At 67.5% G+C, this 16,187-nt stretch carries 19 protein-coding genes and 1 tRNA gene; 19 read left to right on the forward strand and 1 reads right to left on the reverse strand.

Going from position 1 to position 16,187, the window contains the following annotated elements; genetic code table 11:
- The first annotated feature begins 33 nt into the window (after positions 1-33).
- Positions 34-108 (forward strand) — tRNA-Phe (locus MQP27_RS07785).
- A gap of 79 nt (positions 109-187) precedes the next feature.
- Positions 188-421, forward strand: a complete 234-nt coding sequence (locus MQP27_RS07790) for a hypothetical protein (RefSeq protein WP_242762732.1) — start codon at positions 188-190, stop codon at positions 419-421.
- Here MQP27_RS07790 and MQP27_RS07795 read toward each other — a convergent pair whose 3' ends face one another.
- Positions 422-637 carry a hypothetical protein gene (locus MQP27_RS07795; protein ID WP_242762735.1) on the reverse strand — a complete coding sequence of 72 codons (216 nt, stop codon included), beginning with the start codon at positions 635-637 and terminating at the stop codon, positions 422-424.
- A gap of 623 nt (positions 638-1,260) precedes the next feature.
- On the opposite strand from MQP27_RS07795, the gene MQP27_RS07800 reads away from it, so the two are divergent.
- The 17 genes from MQP27_RS07800 (at position 1,261) to MQP27_RS07880 (ending at position 16,160) form a co-directional block, all read left to right on the forward strand.
- Positions 1,261-1,731, forward strand: coding sequence for a phage terminase small subunit (locus tag MQP27_RS07800; RefSeq protein ID WP_443735748.1), 471 nt, complete (start codon positions 1,261-1,263; stop codon positions 1,729-1,731).
- The gene (locus tag MQP27_RS07805; RefSeq protein WP_242762741.1) at positions 1,724-3,334 is read left to right on the forward strand and encodes a terminase large subunit domain-containing protein; all 1,611 of its coding nucleotides are present in this window, start codon (positions 1,724-1,726) and stop codon (positions 3,332-3,334) included. Before MQP27_RS07800 ends, MQP27_RS07805 begins: the two co-directional genes overlap by 8 nt.
- Before the next feature lie 11 nt (positions 3,335-3,345).
- On the forward strand, positions 3,346-4,851 hold the full coding sequence (locus MQP27_RS07810; protein WP_242762750.1) for a phage portal protein: 1,506 nt from the start codon (positions 3,346-3,348) through the stop codon (positions 4,849-4,851).
- Positions 4,826-5,728 carry a VG15 protein gene (locus tag MQP27_RS07815; RefSeq protein WP_443735749.1) on the forward strand — a complete coding sequence of 301 codons (903 nt, stop codon included), beginning with the start codon at positions 4,826-4,828 and terminating at the stop codon, positions 5,726-5,728. The genes MQP27_RS07810 and MQP27_RS07815 overlap by 26 nt, the downstream gene beginning before the upstream one ends.
- 93 nt (positions 5,729-5,821) lie before the next feature.
- Positions 5,822-6,490 (forward strand): hypothetical protein, encoded by a 669-nt coding sequence (locus MQP27_RS07820; protein WP_242762756.1) that lies wholly within the window; start codon positions 5,822-5,824, stop codon positions 6,488-6,490.
- Positions 6,491-6,534: 44 nt separating this feature from the next.
- Positions 6,535-7,410 (forward strand): phage major capsid protein, encoded by an 876-nt coding sequence (locus MQP27_RS07825; RefSeq protein ID WP_242762759.1) that lies wholly within the window; start codon positions 6,535-6,537, stop codon positions 7,408-7,410.
- Positions 7,411-7,493: 83 nt separating this feature from the next.
- Positions 7,494-7,661: a hypothetical protein gene (locus tag MQP27_RS07830; RefSeq protein ID WP_242762762.1), complete on the forward strand. Its 168-nt coding sequence runs from the start codon at positions 7,494-7,496 to the stop codon at positions 7,659-7,661.
- A gap of 14 nt (positions 7,662-7,675) precedes the next feature.
- A complete protein-coding gene (locus MQP27_RS07835) occupies positions 7,676-8,272 on the forward strand; it encodes a hypothetical protein (protein WP_242762765.1) in 597 nt (198 codons plus the stop codon).
- A complete protein-coding gene (locus MQP27_RS07840; protein WP_242762768.1) occupies positions 8,269-8,601 on the forward strand; it encodes a head-tail adaptor protein in 333 nt (110 codons plus the stop codon). The genes MQP27_RS07835 and MQP27_RS07840 overlap by 4 nt, the downstream gene beginning before the upstream one ends.
- Before the next feature lie 12 nt (positions 8,602-8,613).
- Positions 8,614-8,937, forward strand: coding sequence for a hypothetical protein (locus MQP27_RS07845; RefSeq protein ID WP_242762771.1), 324 nt, complete (start codon positions 8,614-8,616; stop codon positions 8,935-8,937).
- Positions 8,937-9,305: an HK97-gp10 family putative phage morphogenesis protein gene (locus MQP27_RS07850; protein WP_242762774.1), complete on the forward strand. Its 369-nt coding sequence runs from the start codon at positions 8,937-8,939 to the stop codon at positions 9,303-9,305. Before MQP27_RS07845 ends, MQP27_RS07850 begins: the two co-directional genes overlap by 1 nt.
- On the forward strand, positions 9,305-9,709 hold the full coding sequence (locus MQP27_RS07855; RefSeq protein WP_242762776.1) for a DUF3168 domain-containing protein: 405 nt from the start codon (positions 9,305-9,307) through the stop codon (positions 9,707-9,709). The genes MQP27_RS07850 and MQP27_RS07855 overlap by 1 nt, the downstream gene beginning before the upstream one ends.
- Positions 9,710-9,724: 15 nt before the next feature.
- Positions 9,725-10,147 carry a phage tail tube protein gene (locus MQP27_RS07860; protein WP_242762778.1) on the forward strand — a complete coding sequence of 141 codons (423 nt, stop codon included), beginning with the start codon at positions 9,725-9,727 and terminating at the stop codon, positions 10,145-10,147.
- A gap of 5 nt (positions 10,148-10,152) precedes the next feature.
- A complete protein-coding gene (locus tag MQP27_RS07865) occupies positions 10,153-10,515 on the forward strand; it encodes a phage tail assembly chaperone (RefSeq protein WP_242763619.1) in 363 nt (120 codons plus the stop codon).
- A gap of 50 nt (positions 10,516-10,565) precedes the next feature.
- A complete protein-coding gene (locus tag MQP27_RS07870; RefSeq protein ID WP_242762780.1) occupies positions 10,566-10,850 on the forward strand; it encodes a phage tail assembly protein T in 285 nt (94 codons plus the stop codon).
- Between the two features lie 213 nt (positions 10,851-11,063).
- Positions 11,064-12,785 carry a phage tail protein gene (locus MQP27_RS07875; RefSeq protein WP_242762782.1) on the forward strand — a complete coding sequence of 574 codons (1,722 nt, stop codon included), beginning with the start codon at positions 11,064-11,066 and terminating at the stop codon, positions 12,783-12,785.
- A gap of 12 nt (positions 12,786-12,797) precedes the next feature.
- Positions 12,798-16,160, forward strand: coding sequence for a hypothetical protein (locus MQP27_RS07880; protein ID WP_242762784.1), 3,363 nt, complete (start codon positions 12,798-12,800; stop codon positions 16,158-16,160).
- Positions 16,161-16,187 lie beyond the last annotated feature (27 nt).

Below are 16,187 nucleotides of genomic sequence, written 5' to 3' on the forward strand. Positions count from 1 at the left end.
GGAGCCGTCAGCTTCGCAACGGACGCGCCACCACGTCTCGTAGCTCAGCCGTGGCAGAGCGCCGGAGTGAAATCCCGGAGGCCGCAGGTTCAACCCCTGCCGAGACGACCGTGAACGACCAGAATCACGCCTCCAGACGCCGAATTTGGTCCCTGAGAGGCCCAAATTTCGTTGCGAGGAGGCCAATTTGAGCCCCTGGACGCTGTCCTGGGTCGTCTGGCTGGCCGCCTTCGGCGTGATCGAGGGCCTCGCGCTGGCCAACAAGCGCCCAGGCGACACGCTGAGTGAGCATGTCTGGCGCTGGTTCGCCGTGGCCCGGACCACTCCGGAGCCTGACGGCTGGACGCGCCTCCGCCGCTTCCTCCTCCTGGCTGGCGTCAGCTGGCTCTCTGTGCACTTCCTGACCGGCGGCTGGGTCTGATCAGCTGTCCTTCGGCTTCACCTGGACGCCCAGCGTGGCCCCCTTGCCTCCCTCGACCATCTTCAGCGCCGCGTAAGGCACGAAGGCGACCAGGTCGCTCCGTGACTGCGAGTGCTTGTGCCCCTGGAACTCCAGGCCCTTCTCCACGTAGCGCATGGAGCGGGCCTCGATCGTCTTTGTGGACCCGTCCGTGAACGTCACCGTGTACTCAGCCATGCGCTGATCATACGGGCCTGGAGGTCGCAGTGTCCCCGCGTCGCGCCATGTCCGTGTGCCCTACCCCTGGCTGCCCGACGCTCACACAGAGCGGGCGCTGTGACGCGTGCAGGGCCACCGCAAGGCGTTCACGACGCAGCGCGCACAGCAAGGGCTACGACGCCCGTTGGGCCCGCACGCGCAAGGCCTACCTCTTGGCCAACCCCCTGTGTGAGTGCGAGGAGTGCACTGCCATCCCCTCACCACTGCGGCCGGCGGCCACGGAGGTCGACCACATCGACGGCCTGGGCCCGCTGGGTCCGCGAGGGCACGACTGGTCGAACCTGCGGGCGATGACGAAGGCGCACCACTCCAGGGCCACGGCACGCTCCCAGCCTGGTGGGTGGAACGACCGGGGCTGACGCGCCGGCGCGCGCTCGCTCGCGTTCGCACTGCGTTTGCGATCACGTTGCAGCCGCACACCAGGGCGGGGGGTGACCCCCAACCCCCCAGGGGGCCCGAGACGCGGGGGAGGTCTCTGACCCCTCCGCCCGGTTCAAACACCCGGTCTGTGACCCGCGCCACGCGTCCGCGTGCGCGCCTGCGAACACCCCGGTTCGACCCCCTGAAGGTGGTGATCACCCATGGCCAGAGGAGGCGCACGCGCCCGGTCCGGGCCGGCCCCGACGTCCACCGAGCGGAGCCACAAGGCGAAGGCTGATACCCAGGGCTGGGTGACCCTGCCGGCCGATGGTCGCGAGGGTCCGATGCCGCACTTCCCGCTGTCGGGCCCGTCCGATCGTGAGATGGACCTCTGGGAACGCCTCTGGGAGACGCCCCAGGCCACGATGTGGGAACAGCTCAGCCAGGAGTTCGAGGTCGCGTCCTACGTCCGCCTCCTGGTCCGCGCGGAGAAGCCTGGTTCTTCAGCGATCATCTGGGGCCAGGTGAAGCAGTTCGCGGAGTCGCTGGGCCTCTCGGTGTCCGGGATGCAGCGGAACCGCTGGACGATCGCTGCCGTTAACGACCTTGACGAGGACCAGGCGGCCAACCCGTCCGCTGTCTCGCCTGTCGCTGACCTGCGGGAGCGCCTGAAGGCGGTCCAGGGTGGCTGACGGAAAGCTCCTGTTCGTCTCCCTGGCCTGGATCGAGCGTCACGCCGTGGTGCCCGACGGTTTCAGGCAGGGTGAGCCGTTCACGATGCTGCCGTGGCAGTTGAAGGTGGCCTCCAGCCTGTACGAGGTCAAGGCCACGGCCACCGTGGGCCAGAAGAGCACTGCGTTCACGTTCCGCCGCGCCCAGGTGATCATGCCCCAGAAGTCGGGCAAGGGCCCCTTCGCGGCGGCTGTCGTCCTCCTGGAGGCCGCAGGCCCCACGGTGTTCGCCGGCTTCGCTGGGGGCGGGGAGACGTACCGCTGTAGCGACTACGGCTGTCCCTGCGGCTGGTCGTACGTTTACGGTGCGGGCGAGCCCATGGCGGTCCCCCAGCCGACCCCTCTGATCCAGCTTCTGGCGACCTCTGAGGACCAGGTGGCGAACGTCTACCGCCCGCTGGTCGCCATGATCAAGCACGGTCACTTGTCCGCCCTCATGAGGCCGCTCGAAGGCTTCGTACGGGTCGGCGACGAGGGCCGAATAGACGTCGTCACGTCCTCCGCTCAGTCCCGACTGGGCAACCCCATCACGTTCGCGATCATGGACGAGACGGGTACGTACACGGCAACCAACAAGATGATCAAGGTTGCCGAGACGATGCGTCGCGGCCTCGCCGGCATGTCTGGCCGGTCGATGGAGACGACGAACGCGTACGACCCGTCGGAGTACTCCACGGCCCAGAAGACCTACGAGGGCCAGGCGGAGGACGTCTACCGCTTCTTCCCGCAGGCCCCGCCGACCCTGTCCTACCGGAACAAGGCCGAGCGCCGCCGGATCCACAAGGCCGTGTACGCGGACTGTCCGCACATCGACCTGGACGCGATCGAGGCCGAAGCGGCGGAGCTACTGGAGTCCGACCCCGGACAGGCTGAGCGGTTCTTCGGCAACCGCATCATGGCCGGTCACGGAGCCTGGATCGAGGCCGCTCACTGGCTGTCCCGGAAGAGCGACCGCGAGAAGCCCGCGCCGTCCGCGTACAAGCTGATGAAGGTCCCCATCGTCTTGGGGTTCGACGGCAGCGACAGCGACGACTGGACCGGTATCAGGGCGGAGACCCTGGAGGGCTTCCAGTTCACCCCCTCGTACGGCCCCAGCAACCGCCCGACGGTCTGGGACCCCTCCGAGTGGGGCGGCCAGGTCCCCCGCCTGGAGGTCGACGCAGCGGTCAGTGAGCTGTTCGCGAAGTACGACGTGAAGCTCATGTACTGCGACCCCCCGTACTGGGAGACAGAGGTCGACACCTGGGCGGAGCGCTACGGAGAGCGACGCGTGATCCGCTGGCACACACGCCGTGTAGTGCAGATGCACGCTGCGGCGGAGCGCCTGAAGACGGACATCGTGAAGCGGGACTCCTCGTTCACGCATGACGGATGCCCCATCGCGGAGCGCCACATGTTCAACGCGCGCATGGCCGCTCGCCCGAGTGACCGCTACGTCCTGGCGAAGCCGGAGCACCGCCGCAAGATCGACCTTGCCGTGGTCAGCGTGCTGACGCACGAAGCCGCCTGCGACGCAATCGCCGCTGGACTCCTCCGCCGCAAGCCCCTGTACATGTCTGCCTAGGAAGGAGGGTCATGGCGACTCAGGACCAGGCCCTGGCCCTCGTTCAGATCCTCGAAAGCGAACTCCTCCAGCGCCGCTCGCTGATCCGCCGGAACTCCGACTACTACCGTGGGCGCCAGCCGCTCACCTTCGCGTCGGACCAGTTCCGCAAGTTCCACGGGGACCGCTACCGCGAGTTCGCGGACAACTGGGTCCAGATCGTCGCCGACTCCCCCGTGGAGCGGCTGACCGTTAACGGCATGATGCCTGCCGGCGCCACGGAGGCCGACAAGGAACTGTGGCGCGTCTGGCAGATGAACGGCCTTGACGCGGACTCCCAGCTGGGCTTCCTGGGCTCCGTGAACTCCGGACGGTCCTTCGTCCTGGTCTGGGGCAACCCCAGCGACCCGGACACCCCGGAGGTCACCTTCGAGGACGCGTCTCAGTGCATCGTCGTGTACGAACCTGGCTCCCGCCGCAAGCGCCGCGCGGCCCTGAAGCGCTGGGACGATGGCAACCGCTCATTCGCGACGCTGTACCTCCCCAACCAGGTGTGGAAGTTCGAGCGGGCCTTGACGGACGCCACCACGAAGTCTGTCCAGATGCGTGCGGCGGACGAGGAGATGAACCGCTGGGACCTCCGGGGGACGGAGGACACGGGCGACGCTGCCAACCCGCAGGTCAACCCGCTGGGCGTCGTCCCCATGGTGGAGCTTCCCAACCGCCCCATGCTGAGCGACGACCCGGTCAGTGACGTGTGTGGCGTGATCGCCATGCAGGACGCGGTGAACCTCCTCTGGGCCCAGCTGTTCACGGCCGCCGACTACGCGTCGTTCCCCCAGCGGATCGTTCTGGGCGCGGAGGTCCCGGAGATCCCGATTCTGGACAGCAACGGCCAGATCGTCGGGTCCAGGCCGGTTGACCTGGAGCGCTTCGCGGTCGACCGCGTCATGTTCTTCACGGGTGACGACGTCAAGGTGACCGAGTGGACCGCCGCCAACCTGGAGGCGTACACGAAGATCATTGAGGTCGCCGTGGCGCACATCGCGGCGCAGACCCGGACCCCCCAGCACTACCTCATTGGCAAGATGGCGAACCTTTCGGGGGACGCCCTCCTGGCCGCTGAGACGGGTCTGGTGAAGCGGGTCGAGGAGAAACAACTGTGGTTTGGCCAGGCTCTCCGTGAGGTCTTCACGCTGATAGCGCTGGCGCAGGGCGACACGAAGAAGGCCCTGTCCGTTCAGGGCGGTCGACTGCTCTGGGCGAACGCGGAGTCACGGTCGGAGGCCCAGACGGCTGACGCTCTGGTGAAGCTTCGCCAGATCGGCTTCCCCTTCGAGTGGCTGGCGCTTCGGTTCGGCTTGACGCCGACGGAGGTTGCCGACCTCATGGCGATGAAGGAGAAGGAGCTGAAGGCGGACCCGATGGGGGCCTTCACTCAGCTGATGGGGCAGAACTCCGACCAGGGCCCGGACGATCCAGGCGCCTCCGTTGGGGCGGCTGGCGGTGACGATGGCGATCAGTCTCAGGTCGCGTAGGCACCAGGAGGAGCGGGCAGCCCTGGCGGAGGCCACGGCGCGCGCTGTCCTGGCGGAGTGGTCGAAGGTCCGACCGGACTCCGTAGCGCGCGACTGGGCCCGGTTGCTGCCGCAGGTGACTGCCCTCGTCCAGGCGGGCCAGCTGCATGCGGCCCAGGGCTCTCACACCTTCATGCGGGAGCTACTGGGTGAGGACGTTGGCCCGCAGGTCATCGCCGAACAGTTCGCGTCTCAGACCCCGGAGGGTCGCGACGCGATGAAGTTGATCGCGGGAGCCATCCCGAAGTCGATCAGTGCCCAGCGTCGAGGGTTCAGCGCACGTGCCGCAATGGCCCGTGGCGCTGCCTTCCTGGACATGGTCGTACGGACGGTCGTCGCGGATACGGGCAGGCAGGCGGATCAGGCCGCAATGGTCGCGAACCGCAGCGTGCGCGCGTACATCCGCGTTGTTGAGCTACCCGCGTGCTCCCGCTGCATCATCCTGGCCGGTCGCGAGTACGGCGTGTCCTCCGGCTTCCTGCGGCATCCGCGCTGTGACTGCACGATGGAACCGGTCACGCGCCGGCACACCCCCACTCCCCTGGACGCCGAGGACCTGTTCGAGTCCATGACTCCGGAACAGCGCCGCAAGACGTTCGGTGAGGCGGGGACGAAGGCGATCGAGGACGGAGCGCGGATCTCCTCCATCGTGAACGCCCGCAAGGCCATGGACCGGGTCGAGATGTTCGGCAAGACGGTTCAGGTGACGCACGTCGGAACGGGCTCCCGTAAGAAGCCTCGAAGGCCTCCGCGCCTGATGCCGGAGGAGATCTACCGCCTGGCGGAGTCCCGTGAACACGCGATCCGCCTTCTCTACAAGAACGGCTATCTGAGGTAGAGCGCAAGGCTCCCTCGCCTGCCACGTCCCCATGACCGCGTGCGCGCAAGGCGCCAGGTCTTCCTTTGCCGACCCCGCAACGGAGGTTCACGCATGCCCGAAAACCCCGAGACCCCGGCCCCGCAGAACGGTCCGGCCGGTACCGACCCGGTCACCCCTGGTACCGGAGAGGACGTCCCCCAGACCCCTGCCACTGAGGCGGGCGACCAGGGCGCTCCGGAGGGAGCCGACGACCTGGGCGACGCGGGCAAGCGCGCGCTGGACTCCATGAAGGGCAAGTGGCACACCGAGCGCGACCGGCGCAGGGAGCTGGAGGCCGAACTGGCCGCCCTGAAGGCCCCGAAGCCGTCCGACGACAACCAGCCCGACGCGGACGCGATCCGCGCTGAGGCCGACCGCGAGGCGACCGCACGAGCGAACGCCCGCGTACTCAAGTCCGAGATCAAGGCCGCTGCCGCTGGCAAGCTGGCCGACCCCGCCGACGCCCTGGCGTACCTGGACCTCAGCTCCTTCGAGGTCGACGCGAGCGGCGAGGTCGACGCTGACGAGATCAGCGAGGCGATCGAGGACCTGCTTTCCCGGAAGCCGTACCTGGCCGCAACCAGCCGGCCGCGCTTCCAGGGCTCCGGAGACGGTGGAGCCGCGCGCAAGGCGTCGGGGCCGTCCCAGCTCACCCGCGCGGATCTCAAGGGGATGACGCCCCAACAGATCCACGCCGCGAAGACAGAGGGCCGTCTCAAGGACCTTCTCTCCGGCAAGTGATGCCGGTCGCGTCCACATCCCCTTCACCTTGAACGGAGGCCCTTGTGGCCGTCGATACCTTCATTCCCGAGGTCTGGTCGGCTGACCTCCTCGTCGCCCTGCGTGGTGCGCAGGTCTTCGGGCAGGCTGGCGTGATCAACCGCAATTACGAGGGAGAGATCTCCTCGTACGGCGACACCGTCCACATCGGTTCGCTGGGTCGCCCGACCATCAGCACGTACACGAAGAACAGCACTTCGATCGACCCGCAGACCCTGACGACCACGGATCAGACCCTTCTGATCGACCAGTCCAAGTACTTCGCCTTCGAGGTCGACGACGTGGACGCCCGTCAGGCCCGCGACGGCGGTCGACTGCTGACCCAGTCCGCCGACGAAGCGGCCTTCGGTGTTGCGGACGTCGTGGACCTCTTCCTGGCCAGCCTGATGACCACGAACGCGGGCAACGTCGTGACCGCCGGCGACGCTGCGACTCCGGACGCTGCGTACAAGATCGTCCTGGCCCTGAAGCTGAAGCTGGACAAGGCGAAGGTCCCGACCTCCGGCCGGTTCATCATCATCTCGCCGGAGTTCTACGCCCTGATCCTCCAGGACAACCGGTTCATCGACGCGGCGGCCTACGGCTCGAACACGGCGCTGATCAACGGTGAGGTCGGTCGGATCCTCGGCTTCCAGGTCATGACCTCCATGAACCTCCCGCAGGGCACCGCCGGTACCGCGCCGGAGGTCTCCAACTTCGTCGTCGCCGGTCACGGCATGGCGACCACGTTCGCCGAGCAGATCAGCAAGGTCGAGGCGTACCGCCCGCAGTCCTCGTTCTCCGACGCGATCAAGGGCCTGCACCTGTACGGCGCGAAGGTCGTCCGTCCGGAGGCCCTGGCCGTGATGGACGTGGACGTGACCACGGGTCTCCCCACCTGATCCAGCTGAGTGACGGGGGTCGCTGGCTTACCTGACCGGCGACCCCCCTCCCGTGAACCTCTTCCCCTGAAGGAGACCCACCCATGGCACTCGTTGCCGTCAAGATCGTAAACAACAGCGACCAGACCGTGGAGCGCCTGGTCGAGGAGGACGGCGAGGAGCTGGAGTACCTCCGCAAGCTCCTCCGGCGCGAGGACCTGAAGTCCGTCGAGGTCGTCAAGCCCTCCACCCGTAAGCCTGCGGCCAAGTAAGGCGGTGACGTCCCATGGCCCTCGCCCCTCTGGCGAGCATCACTGACCTGGAGGCCAGGGGCGTAACCGTCGCGGCCGGCGAAGTCGGCTTCGTGAACGGCTCACTGGACAGCGCCTCCTCCGTGATCCGTGAGGCGGCTGGCTCTCCGATCAGCGAGGCGACCAGCACCGTGGATCTGGAGGGCGACACCGAGACCCGGCTTCGCCTGCCTGGCCTTCCGATCCGGTCCGTCTCCTCCGTCCTCCTTGACGGTGTCGCGGTCACGGACTGGAAGCTGCGGTCCGGCGCCCTCTGGCGCGCGTGCGGCTGGCGGCCTGGCTGTGACCCTGCCAACGTGACGGTGACGTACGTTCACGGTCTGCCGGAGGTTCCGGCGGACATCGTCGACCTCGTCTGCCGCATGGTCGGCCAGGCTCTCCTGGTGTTCCGCGAGAGTGACGACGCCCTGACGGCCCTGGCGGACAAGCCGCTGTCACAGGAGCGGATCGGCGACTGGTCGGCCACGTACTCCTTCGCCCCCGACTACTCCGTGATGGAACTGCCGGAGAAGATCCGGAACCGTCTCGCTGCCCGCTTCGGCGGCAACGCCCAGGCGGTGAAGTCCAGGTGAGCCGAGTCAACCGCCTCTTGAACGCCTCAGCGGAGGTCTGGCGGTCGGCCCGTACGTCCGACGGCATCGGCGGCTGGACAGAGGGCTGGGCGAAGGCATCCACGGTCCGGGCCCGCTTCTCCCAGCCGTCCGCCACGGAACGCGCCGTGAACGACCGCTACGACGCGAAGCTGTCCCAGATCGTCTACCTGCGCCACGACGCGGACGTACGACGCGGGGACCAGCTCCGCACTTCCGGCCGGACCCTTCGCGTCCTGGCCACCTATGAACCTTCCGTGCCTGGGACGTACCTGCGCGCTGACTGCGAGGACCTCCAGGTTTCCCAGTAAGGAGGCTGCCTCATGGCTGCCCTTTCCGCCCAGCGTGTCGCACTCTCCGGCACCGCCCCGACCTACTCGGCAGCGTCCGCAGGCGGTGACACCGCTCCCGTGGGCGGCGGCCTGAAGCTGCACGTCTCGAACGGCTCCGGGTCGGCGGTCACCGTGACCATCGTGACCCCGGGGACCATCGACGGCCTGGCGATCGGCGACGCGGCCCTGTCCGTCCCCGCCGGCGGCCACGGCTTCATCCCGCTGACCAACGTCTACCGGGACCCCGTGACGGGCCGAGCGAACATCACCTACAGCGCGGTGACCACGGTCAACGTCGCCGTCATCTCCGACTGATGGCGTCTGGCGTCCGGGGCCTGCGCACCGCCCTCGCGCGCCTGCGCCTCCTGCCCGCGCGCCTGAACGAAGCCAGGACGGAGGCCCTCCGCGAGTGGGCCACTGCCCTGGAGAAGACGGCCAAGGAGCTGGCCCCGAAGCGGTCCGGGGACCTGGAGCGAAGCATTCAGGCCCGCGTGAACGCCTCCTCCGGGAAGGCCTGGGTGGAGATCGCCCCCGGCAAGACGCGCGAGTACGCGTACTACGTCGAGAAGGGCACGTCCAAGATGGCTGACCAGCCGTTCCTGGGCCCCGCCGCACAGATCCACCGACGGTCAGGCGAACGCGCCTTGCGCCGCGCCACTCCGCGCTTCCTGGGGAGGCTCTGATGGCTACCGCCCTGCGCCCTCTCCAGGCCGCTGTCTACGCGAAGCTGACCGCTTCCCCCGCCCTCCTGGCGCTGGTCTCTGGTGTCTACGACGAGGTTCCGGAGCCAGCTCCCTACCCGTACGTCTCGATCGGCTCCATCACGGAGGTTCCCGACGACGCGCACGACCGCCAGGGTCTGGAAGCCACGATCGTGCTCCACGTCTGGTCCAAGTCCCCCGGCTTCGCCCAGGCCTACGACATCTTCGCCGCTCTGGACGCTGCCCTGGACCGCGCATCGCTCGCGGTCGCTGGCTTCACGGACGTCTCGATCCGCCACGACCAGCACCAGGCCCTTAAGGACCCCGAACCAGGCGTACGCCATATCAACGCCCAGTACGCGGTCCGTCTCACCCGTGATTCCTGATCAGGAGACAACCCCATGGCTGGACTTGACGCCTTCGGGATCGCTCTGAAGCGGTCCGACATGGCGACCCCTACCGCCACCTTCACCACGATCGGCAACGTCACCAGCGTCTCCGGCCCGGAGATCGAGCGCGAGACGTACGACGTGACCGCCCACGACTCCACCAGCGGATGGCGCGAGTTCATCGGTGGCCTGAAGGACGGCGGTGAAGTGTCGCTGGAGGTCAACTACGACCCCCGCAAGCACGACACCCTCGTGGCCGACTTCGAGGACACGACCCCCCGCGACTACAAGCTGACCTTCCCCGGGACGCTCGGGGAGTGGGCGCTGAAGCTCATCCTGACCGGCTTCAGCCAGGAGGCCCCGGTGGACGACAAGCTCTCCGCCGAACTCAAGTTCAAGGTCAGCGGCAAGCCCACGATCACCTTCGGAGCGTGAACCTGATGTACCTGTCCGCTGACGACATCCTGAACGCCGACGACCTGGGCCGAGAGGCCGTCGAGGTCCCCGAGTGGAGCGGTACCGTCCTCGTCCAGGGCATGACCGGCACGGAGCGCGACCGCTTCGAGGCCGCCATGGTCAACGACTCCATGACCGGGGTCTCGAAGGACAAGGCCCTGGACATGTACCGGGCCCGCCTGGCCGCCGCCTGCCTGGTCGACGAGAACGGCAAGCGCCTCTTCCAGGGCTCCGCCGTGAAGCGACTGGGTGAGAAGAGCGCCCAGGCCCTGACCCGCGTCGTGGACGTCGCGTCCCGCCTCTCGGGCCTGACCGACGACGACGTTCAGGAACTCACGGGAAACTGATCACCCGCCCAGAGCGCCAGTTCTACTTCCGCCTCGCCGGATTCCTGGGCATGCCGGTCCGTGAACTCCTCGCCAGGACCTCCTCCCGTGAACTCACGGAGTGGATGGCATACGAGAAGGTCACGGGCCCGCTCGACTCCCGCCTTCGAACGGACATCTCCGCCGGCATCGTCGCAGCGACGGTCGCCAACTCCCAAGGTTCGAAGCGCAAGTTGCAGCCGTCCGACTTCATCCCGAAGTGGTTCAAGCGGCGCAAGTCCCCCGAGGAGATCTGGCAAGACGTCTTGAAGGCGAATGCCGCCCTGGGCGGGTCGGTCAACACCCCTGACGAGTAAGGAGGCCCGCCCATGTCCACGCTCGCGTCGCTGACGGTTCAGCTGGGCATCGACACGGACCGGATCACGGCGGGCGCCCGACGCGCGAGTTCGGCGATCCGCTCCATCGGATCCACGACAGCGGGCATGACCCGCGACGCTGACGGCAACTGGCGCTCCCTGGACGGACGCGTACTGTCCTCCGCGCACGCCATGATGACGAACGGTCAGCGCATGCGCGACGCCCTGGGCGGCATCGGGCAAGTAGCGCGCGGCCTGGGCGCGTCCGTACGCAACGGCCTGGGCAACGGCATCACGGCGGTTGGCAACGGAGCGAGAGCCGCAAGCGGCCCTTCCCTGAAGCTGTTCGCCGGTATGTCGGCGGGCGCTGTCGGTGCCGCTGGCGCCATGGCCGCTGTCCCGCTGGCGATGGTCGGCATGGGCGTGATGGCTGCCGCCCAGAACAAGCAAGTGCAGACGGCCTTCACCAGCCTGAAGGACCACGCCTCGAAGACCATGCAGTCCCTCGCCAAGCCGCTGGTGGGACCGCTGACCGATGCAGCCGAGCAACTGGGCAGCGTCTTCGACTCCCTGGCCCCGAAGCTGGGCCAGATCTTCAAGGCCGCCGCCCCGATGATCGAACCGCTGGTTCACGGCGTCGGGGAGCTGGTCCTGGGCCTGGCTGACGGCTTGCTGCCCGTCATGAAGTCCGCTCAGCCGGTAGTCGAGTCTCTGGGCCGCTTCCTGGGCACCCTGGGCGAGTCCCTGGGCGAGATGCTGTCCGCCATGTCGGGCGGCATAGGCGCTGCCGCTGGCGTCTTCGACGGTCTGGGATCGGTCATACAGGCCTTGCTGCCCACTCTGGGCTCCCTGACGGGGGAGATCCTGAAGGTCGCGGGCCCGGTCCTCTCGAAGCTGCTGACCGCCCTGGGACCGGTCATCCTGCAAATCGGCGAAGCCCTGATGCCCGTCATCGACGCCCTGGGCCCGGTCCTGTCCGCCGCCGCTGATGCAGTGATCGCCCTGGTTCAGGCCGTCCTCCCGCTCCTTCCACCGATCGCCCAGCTGGTCGCCGCGCTGCTACCTGCGCTGACGCCGATTCTACAGGCCTGTATCCCCCTGTTCGGGGCCCTGGCCCAGGTCGTCGCGGCCCTGGTCCCGATCCTGATCCCGATCATCACGCTGGTCGCCCAGCTGGCCTCGATCCTGGCCAACTACCTGGCGGCCTTCATCACCAGCGTCGTTGTCCCCGCCGTCCAGGCGATCGCCGCTCTCCTGAAGGGCGACTTCTCCGGGGCGCTGGACCTGGCCAAGACGGCGATCAAGAATGCGGCGCTCTTCGTCCTGATGATCTTCACCCGGCTTCCGGGCCAGCTCTGGGCAGCGATCAAGCCGCTGGAGCTGAAGATCGGACAGGTCGCCCTTGCTGCGGGCGCCAAGCTCGTCCAGTACCTGAAGGACAAGGGCAACGAAGCGATCGCCTTCGTGAAGAGCCTGCCCGCGAAGGCGGCCCAGGTCCTCGCAGGGATCAACAACACCCTTCGCAACGCAGGTATCAAGCTGATCGCTGGGTTCATCAGCGGCATCACCTCTCAGTTCGGCGCGGTGAAGTCCACCCTGGGCGGACTGACCAGCAAGCTGACCGACTGGAAGGGCCCCGCCCCGCTGGACAAGCGGATCCTGTCCCCGAACGGTCGCCTGGTGATCGACGGATTCGTGAACGGCATCGCCGACCGGATCCCGACGGTCAAGCGCCAGCTCCAGGGCCTGACTTCAGACCTTCCCGGAATGGCCATGGACGTCTCCCCGAAGGGCGTCATGGCTGCCTCGATCCGCCAGGGCCAGACGGTGACCTTCGACGTCACGGGCGCGGACGAGGACATGAAGCGGCTCATCCGCCGAATCGTCAAGAACGACGGACGCGGCAGCGTGCAAACCGCGTTCGGCACCAGATAAGAGGGGGTAGCGGTGGAGTTCCCGCTTGACATCCGTACAGACCTGAGCCTGGGCGGCATCTGGACGAACATCAGTGATGACGTCTACGTGCGCGACGTCAAGGCGATCACTCGGGGACTGCGCGACCAGGGCTCCGCCGCTGACCCCTCCTCGCTGACGCTGACGCTGGACAACCGCGCCGGCAAGTACTCGCAGCGCAACGCCATGAGCCCACTGTTCGGGCAGATCGGCCGCAACACACCGATCCGCGTGAGCCTGCCCAGCGACGGTGACCACTACCTCCAGCTTGACGCCCGGACCGGCAACTACGCATCGACCCCGGACGTTGGAACGCTCGACATTACGGGGGATCTTGACGTCCGCGCGGAGATAGCCCCCGACTGGTACGGCGCATCGAATCAGCTGATCATCGGCAAGTGGGACCGGGCGAACCTGCAACAGTCCTGGGTCCTCATGATCGACGACGGCCTGTTGTACTTCCGCTTCAGCACGGACGCGAACGCTGACCTGGGCGGTCGCTTCTTCGCCACTCCCCTCCCCCAGCTCCCCGAGCGTGCCGCAGTCCGCGCGACTCTGGACCTCGACAACGGAGCCGGCGGAAACACGGTGACCTTCTACTGGGCCGAGACGCTGGACGGCCCGTGGACCCAGATGGGTCAGCCGACCACGCTGCTCGCCGGTACGGACCCCATCTACTCGGGATCGGCCCCGCTGGCGATCGGCATCACGGACCTGCGCAACGGACTCAGCGAGGCCCGCTACCCCATGAACGGGCGAGGCTACCGGTTTGAGGTCCGCAGCGGGATCAACGGGACCGTGGTTGCCGCCCCCGACTTCCGCGCGCTGGCTGCCGGAACCACGTCCTTCACGGACTCGACCGGCAAGGTATGGACGCTGAGCGGCAACGCTGAGATCCGGGACCGCGAAGACAGGTTCGTTGGCGAGGTCGCTTCCTGGCCGCTGCGCTGGTCGACCGACGACGCCGACCGGTACACGTCGATCACGGCGAACGGCATCCTGCGCAGGCTGGGCCAGGGCGCTAAGGCTCTGGACTCCACCCTCCGCCGCCGCATCCCGTCGGGGAACCCGGTGGCGTACTGGGCCATGGAGGAGCAACAGGACGCGGTACAGGCGTACAGCCCTATCCCCGGGGTCCTTCCGGCCAGCGTCTCTTCCGTGGAGTGGGCAAGCTGGGACACCCTTCCCAGCTCCGCCCCGCTGCCGAAGCTCACGGGGACCAGCTCTCTCAGTGCCCCAGTCCCCACCTTCACGGGCGGCAAGTGGCAAGTGGAGTTCGTCTACAACGCTGACGACATCGTCCCCACGTCGAACGCCCAGCTGATCAGCTTCACCTCCAACGGCGTGATCAAGCGCTGGATCGTCGAGGTCCGCAGCGGACTGGCCACGGTAAGCGGATTCACCAGCGCTTCGGCCACGGTCGCCACGCGCGTCATCTATCAGGGCGTAACCGTCGGAGCCGACATCTTCCACGGCTGGACGCGCCTCCGCTTCAGCGCCACGGACGACGCGGACGGCTCCGGCTTCACCTGGTCCATCACCTGGCAAGACGTTGGCGGAGACGCTGGCGGCCTGACGAGGACGTACGCGACTGGTTCGTGCGGCAGCATCTCGCTGATATCGGCGGACTGGCCCGCGTCTACGGAGGGCTGGGGGTTCGGTCACCTTTCCGTCACACGCGACGTAGGGTCCACCCTCTACAACGGCAGCGACAATGCGTACCTTGGCGAGACGGCCATTCAGCGCATGCGCCGGCTGGCGACCGAAGAGCGCATCAGCTTCACGCGCGCGCCCGGTCGGCTGGACGCGGCCCAGGTCGGGTACCAGCGCCAGGACTCGCTAGTCAACCTGTTCGAGGCAGCGGCTGACGCCGATGGCGGGATCCTCACCGAGGATATGCGCCGCATCGGGCTGCACTACCGAGACAGGTCCTCCCTGTACACGCAGGACCCGGCTATCACGCTGAGCTACACGGAGCCTGGCCTGGGACCGGATATCGAGCCGGTAGACGACGACACCGACATCGTTAACGACGTCACGGTGACACGCGACGGCGGCTCCTCTGCCCGCGCTGTCCTGACCGAAGGGGCACTCAGCGTCAACCCTGCGCCGGACGGCATCGGCAAGTACGACGCGGCGCACACCGTGAGCCTGGCCACCGACAGCCAGTCGGAGCCGGTTGCGTACTGGCGGCTGCACCTGGGCACATGGGACGGCGCTCGGTACCCCAGCGTCACGCTGATGCTCCACAAGCCTGGCGCTGAGTGGCTGATCCCGCTGGTTCAGCGCCTGCGCGAAGGGGACAAGATCCGGCTCACGGACCTGCCTGAGTGGGTGTCACATGACGACGTTGACCTTCTGGTCATGGGTTGGTCGGAGATCCTCGACCTGTACCGCTGGGAGATCACTCTCAACTGCATTCCCGCCGGACCCTGGAACACGGGCGTCACCGACGATGCGACCTTCAGCAAGGCCGACACGGACGGGACGGTCCTGGGGCTTCCCATGACCCAGACGGCGACCACGGCGTACGTCCGCGTCACCGATGGTCCGCACTGGACAACCTCCCCCGCGTTTATGCCGATCCCCATCCGCGTTGCTGGCGAGACCATGAACGTCACCGCAGCGACGGAAGCGCCAGCGGACACCTTCGAGGGCCGCACGCTGACCGGCAGCTGGGGCACGTCATCCGACGGCCTGATGGTGTGGACGCCGATCGGCGGCACGCTCGCTTCTGACTACGCAGTGAGCGCCGGCGCGGGCAAGCACGTTCACACGTCGAGGGGTATCACGCGGCGCACCTACGCCCCGGTCCCGCAGGCAGACACGGACACGGTCGCCGTCTGGTCGTGGGACAAGGTCCCCGTCGGTGACACCCAGTTCCACGCGCTGACCGCCCGGTACCAGAACACGGACAACTACTACTTCGCGCGCGTACTGCTCAACACCAACGGCACCATGGTGCTGTCCCTGCGCAAGCGAGTAGCAGCCACGGAGTCAGCGCTGGGCAGCACGTTCACGATCCCGGGGACCTACACGGCAGGCGCGAAGTACCGCCTCCGGTTCTCCGTCGTGGGCTCCACGCTCAGCGCAAAGGCCTGGGCTGACGGGGCCACGGAGCCTTCGGCCTGGCAATTGACAACCACGGACACAGCGTTGTCCGCCGCCGGATCAGTGGGAGCTATCTCGTTCATCGGAACCGCGTCGACCCTGACCTTCCCCACGACGCTCAGCTTCGACCTGATCGATCTTCAGTTCCAGGCCTTCACCGTCACGCGCGCTGTGAACGGCGTGACCAAGTCCCACTCCGCAGGCGAGGCGGTGAACGTCGCCAACCCCATGATCACGTCTCTCTGAGGAGGCCTCTTTGTCCACCCCTGTCGA

It is taken from the genome of Streptomyces cylindrosporus (genome assembly GCF_022698165.1).
In the GTDB taxonomy this organism is placed as follows: domain Bacteria; phylum Actinomycetota; class Actinomycetes; order Streptomycetales; family Streptomycetaceae; genus Streptomyces; species Streptomyces cylindrosporus.

Coding starts and splice junctions, on each gene's coding strand:
- MQP27_RS07875 (WP_242762782.1), top strand. CDS start 11,064: ATGCGCGACGCCCTGGGCGGCATCGGGCAAGTAGCGCGCGGCCTGGGC.
- MQP27_RS07795 (WP_242762735.1), bottom strand. CDS start 637: ATGGCTGAGTACACGGTGACGTTCACGGACGGGTCCACAAAGACGATC.
- MQP27_RS07860 (WP_242762778.1), top strand. CDS start 9,725: ATGGCTGGACTTGACGCCTTCGGGATCGCTCTGAAGCGGTCCGACATG.
- MQP27_RS07870 (WP_242762780.1), top strand. CDS start 10,566: ATGCCGGTCCGTGAACTCCTCGCCAGGACCTCCTCCCGTGAACTCACG.
- MQP27_RS07800 (WP_443735748.1), top strand. CDS start 1,261: ATGGCCAGAGGAGGCGCACGCGCCCGGTCCGGGCCGGCCCCGACGTCC.
- MQP27_RS07865 (WP_242763619.1), top strand. CDS start 10,153: ATGTACCTGTCCGCTGACGACATCCTGAACGCCGACGACCTGGGCCGA.
- MQP27_RS07820 (WP_242762756.1), top strand. CDS start 5,822: ATGCCCGAAAACCCCGAGACCCCGGCCCCGCAGAACGGTCCGGCCGGT.
- MQP27_RS07845 (WP_242762771.1), top strand. CDS start 8,614: ATGGCTGCCCTTTCCGCCCAGCGTGTCGCACTCTCCGGCACCGCCCCG.
- MQP27_RS07810 (WP_242762750.1), top strand. CDS start 3,346: ATGGCGACTCAGGACCAGGCCCTGGCCCTCGTTCAGATCCTCGAAAGC.
- MQP27_RS07835 (WP_242762765.1), top strand. CDS start 7,676: ATGGCCCTCGCCCCTCTGGCGAGCATCACTGACCTGGAGGCCAGGGGC.
- MQP27_RS07850 (WP_242762774.1), top strand. CDS start 8,937: ATGGCGTCTGGCGTCCGGGGCCTGCGCACCGCCCTCGCGCGCCTGCGC.
- MQP27_RS07855 (WP_242762776.1), top strand. CDS start 9,305: ATGGCTACCGCCCTGCGCCCTCTCCAGGCCGCTGTCTACGCGAAGCTG.
- MQP27_RS07830 (WP_242762762.1), top strand. CDS start 7,494: ATGGCACTCGTTGCCGTCAAGATCGTAAACAACAGCGACCAGACCGTG.
- MQP27_RS07815 (WP_443735749.1), top strand. CDS start 4,826: ATGGCGATCAGTCTCAGGTCGCGTAGGCACCAGGAGGAGCGGGCAGCC.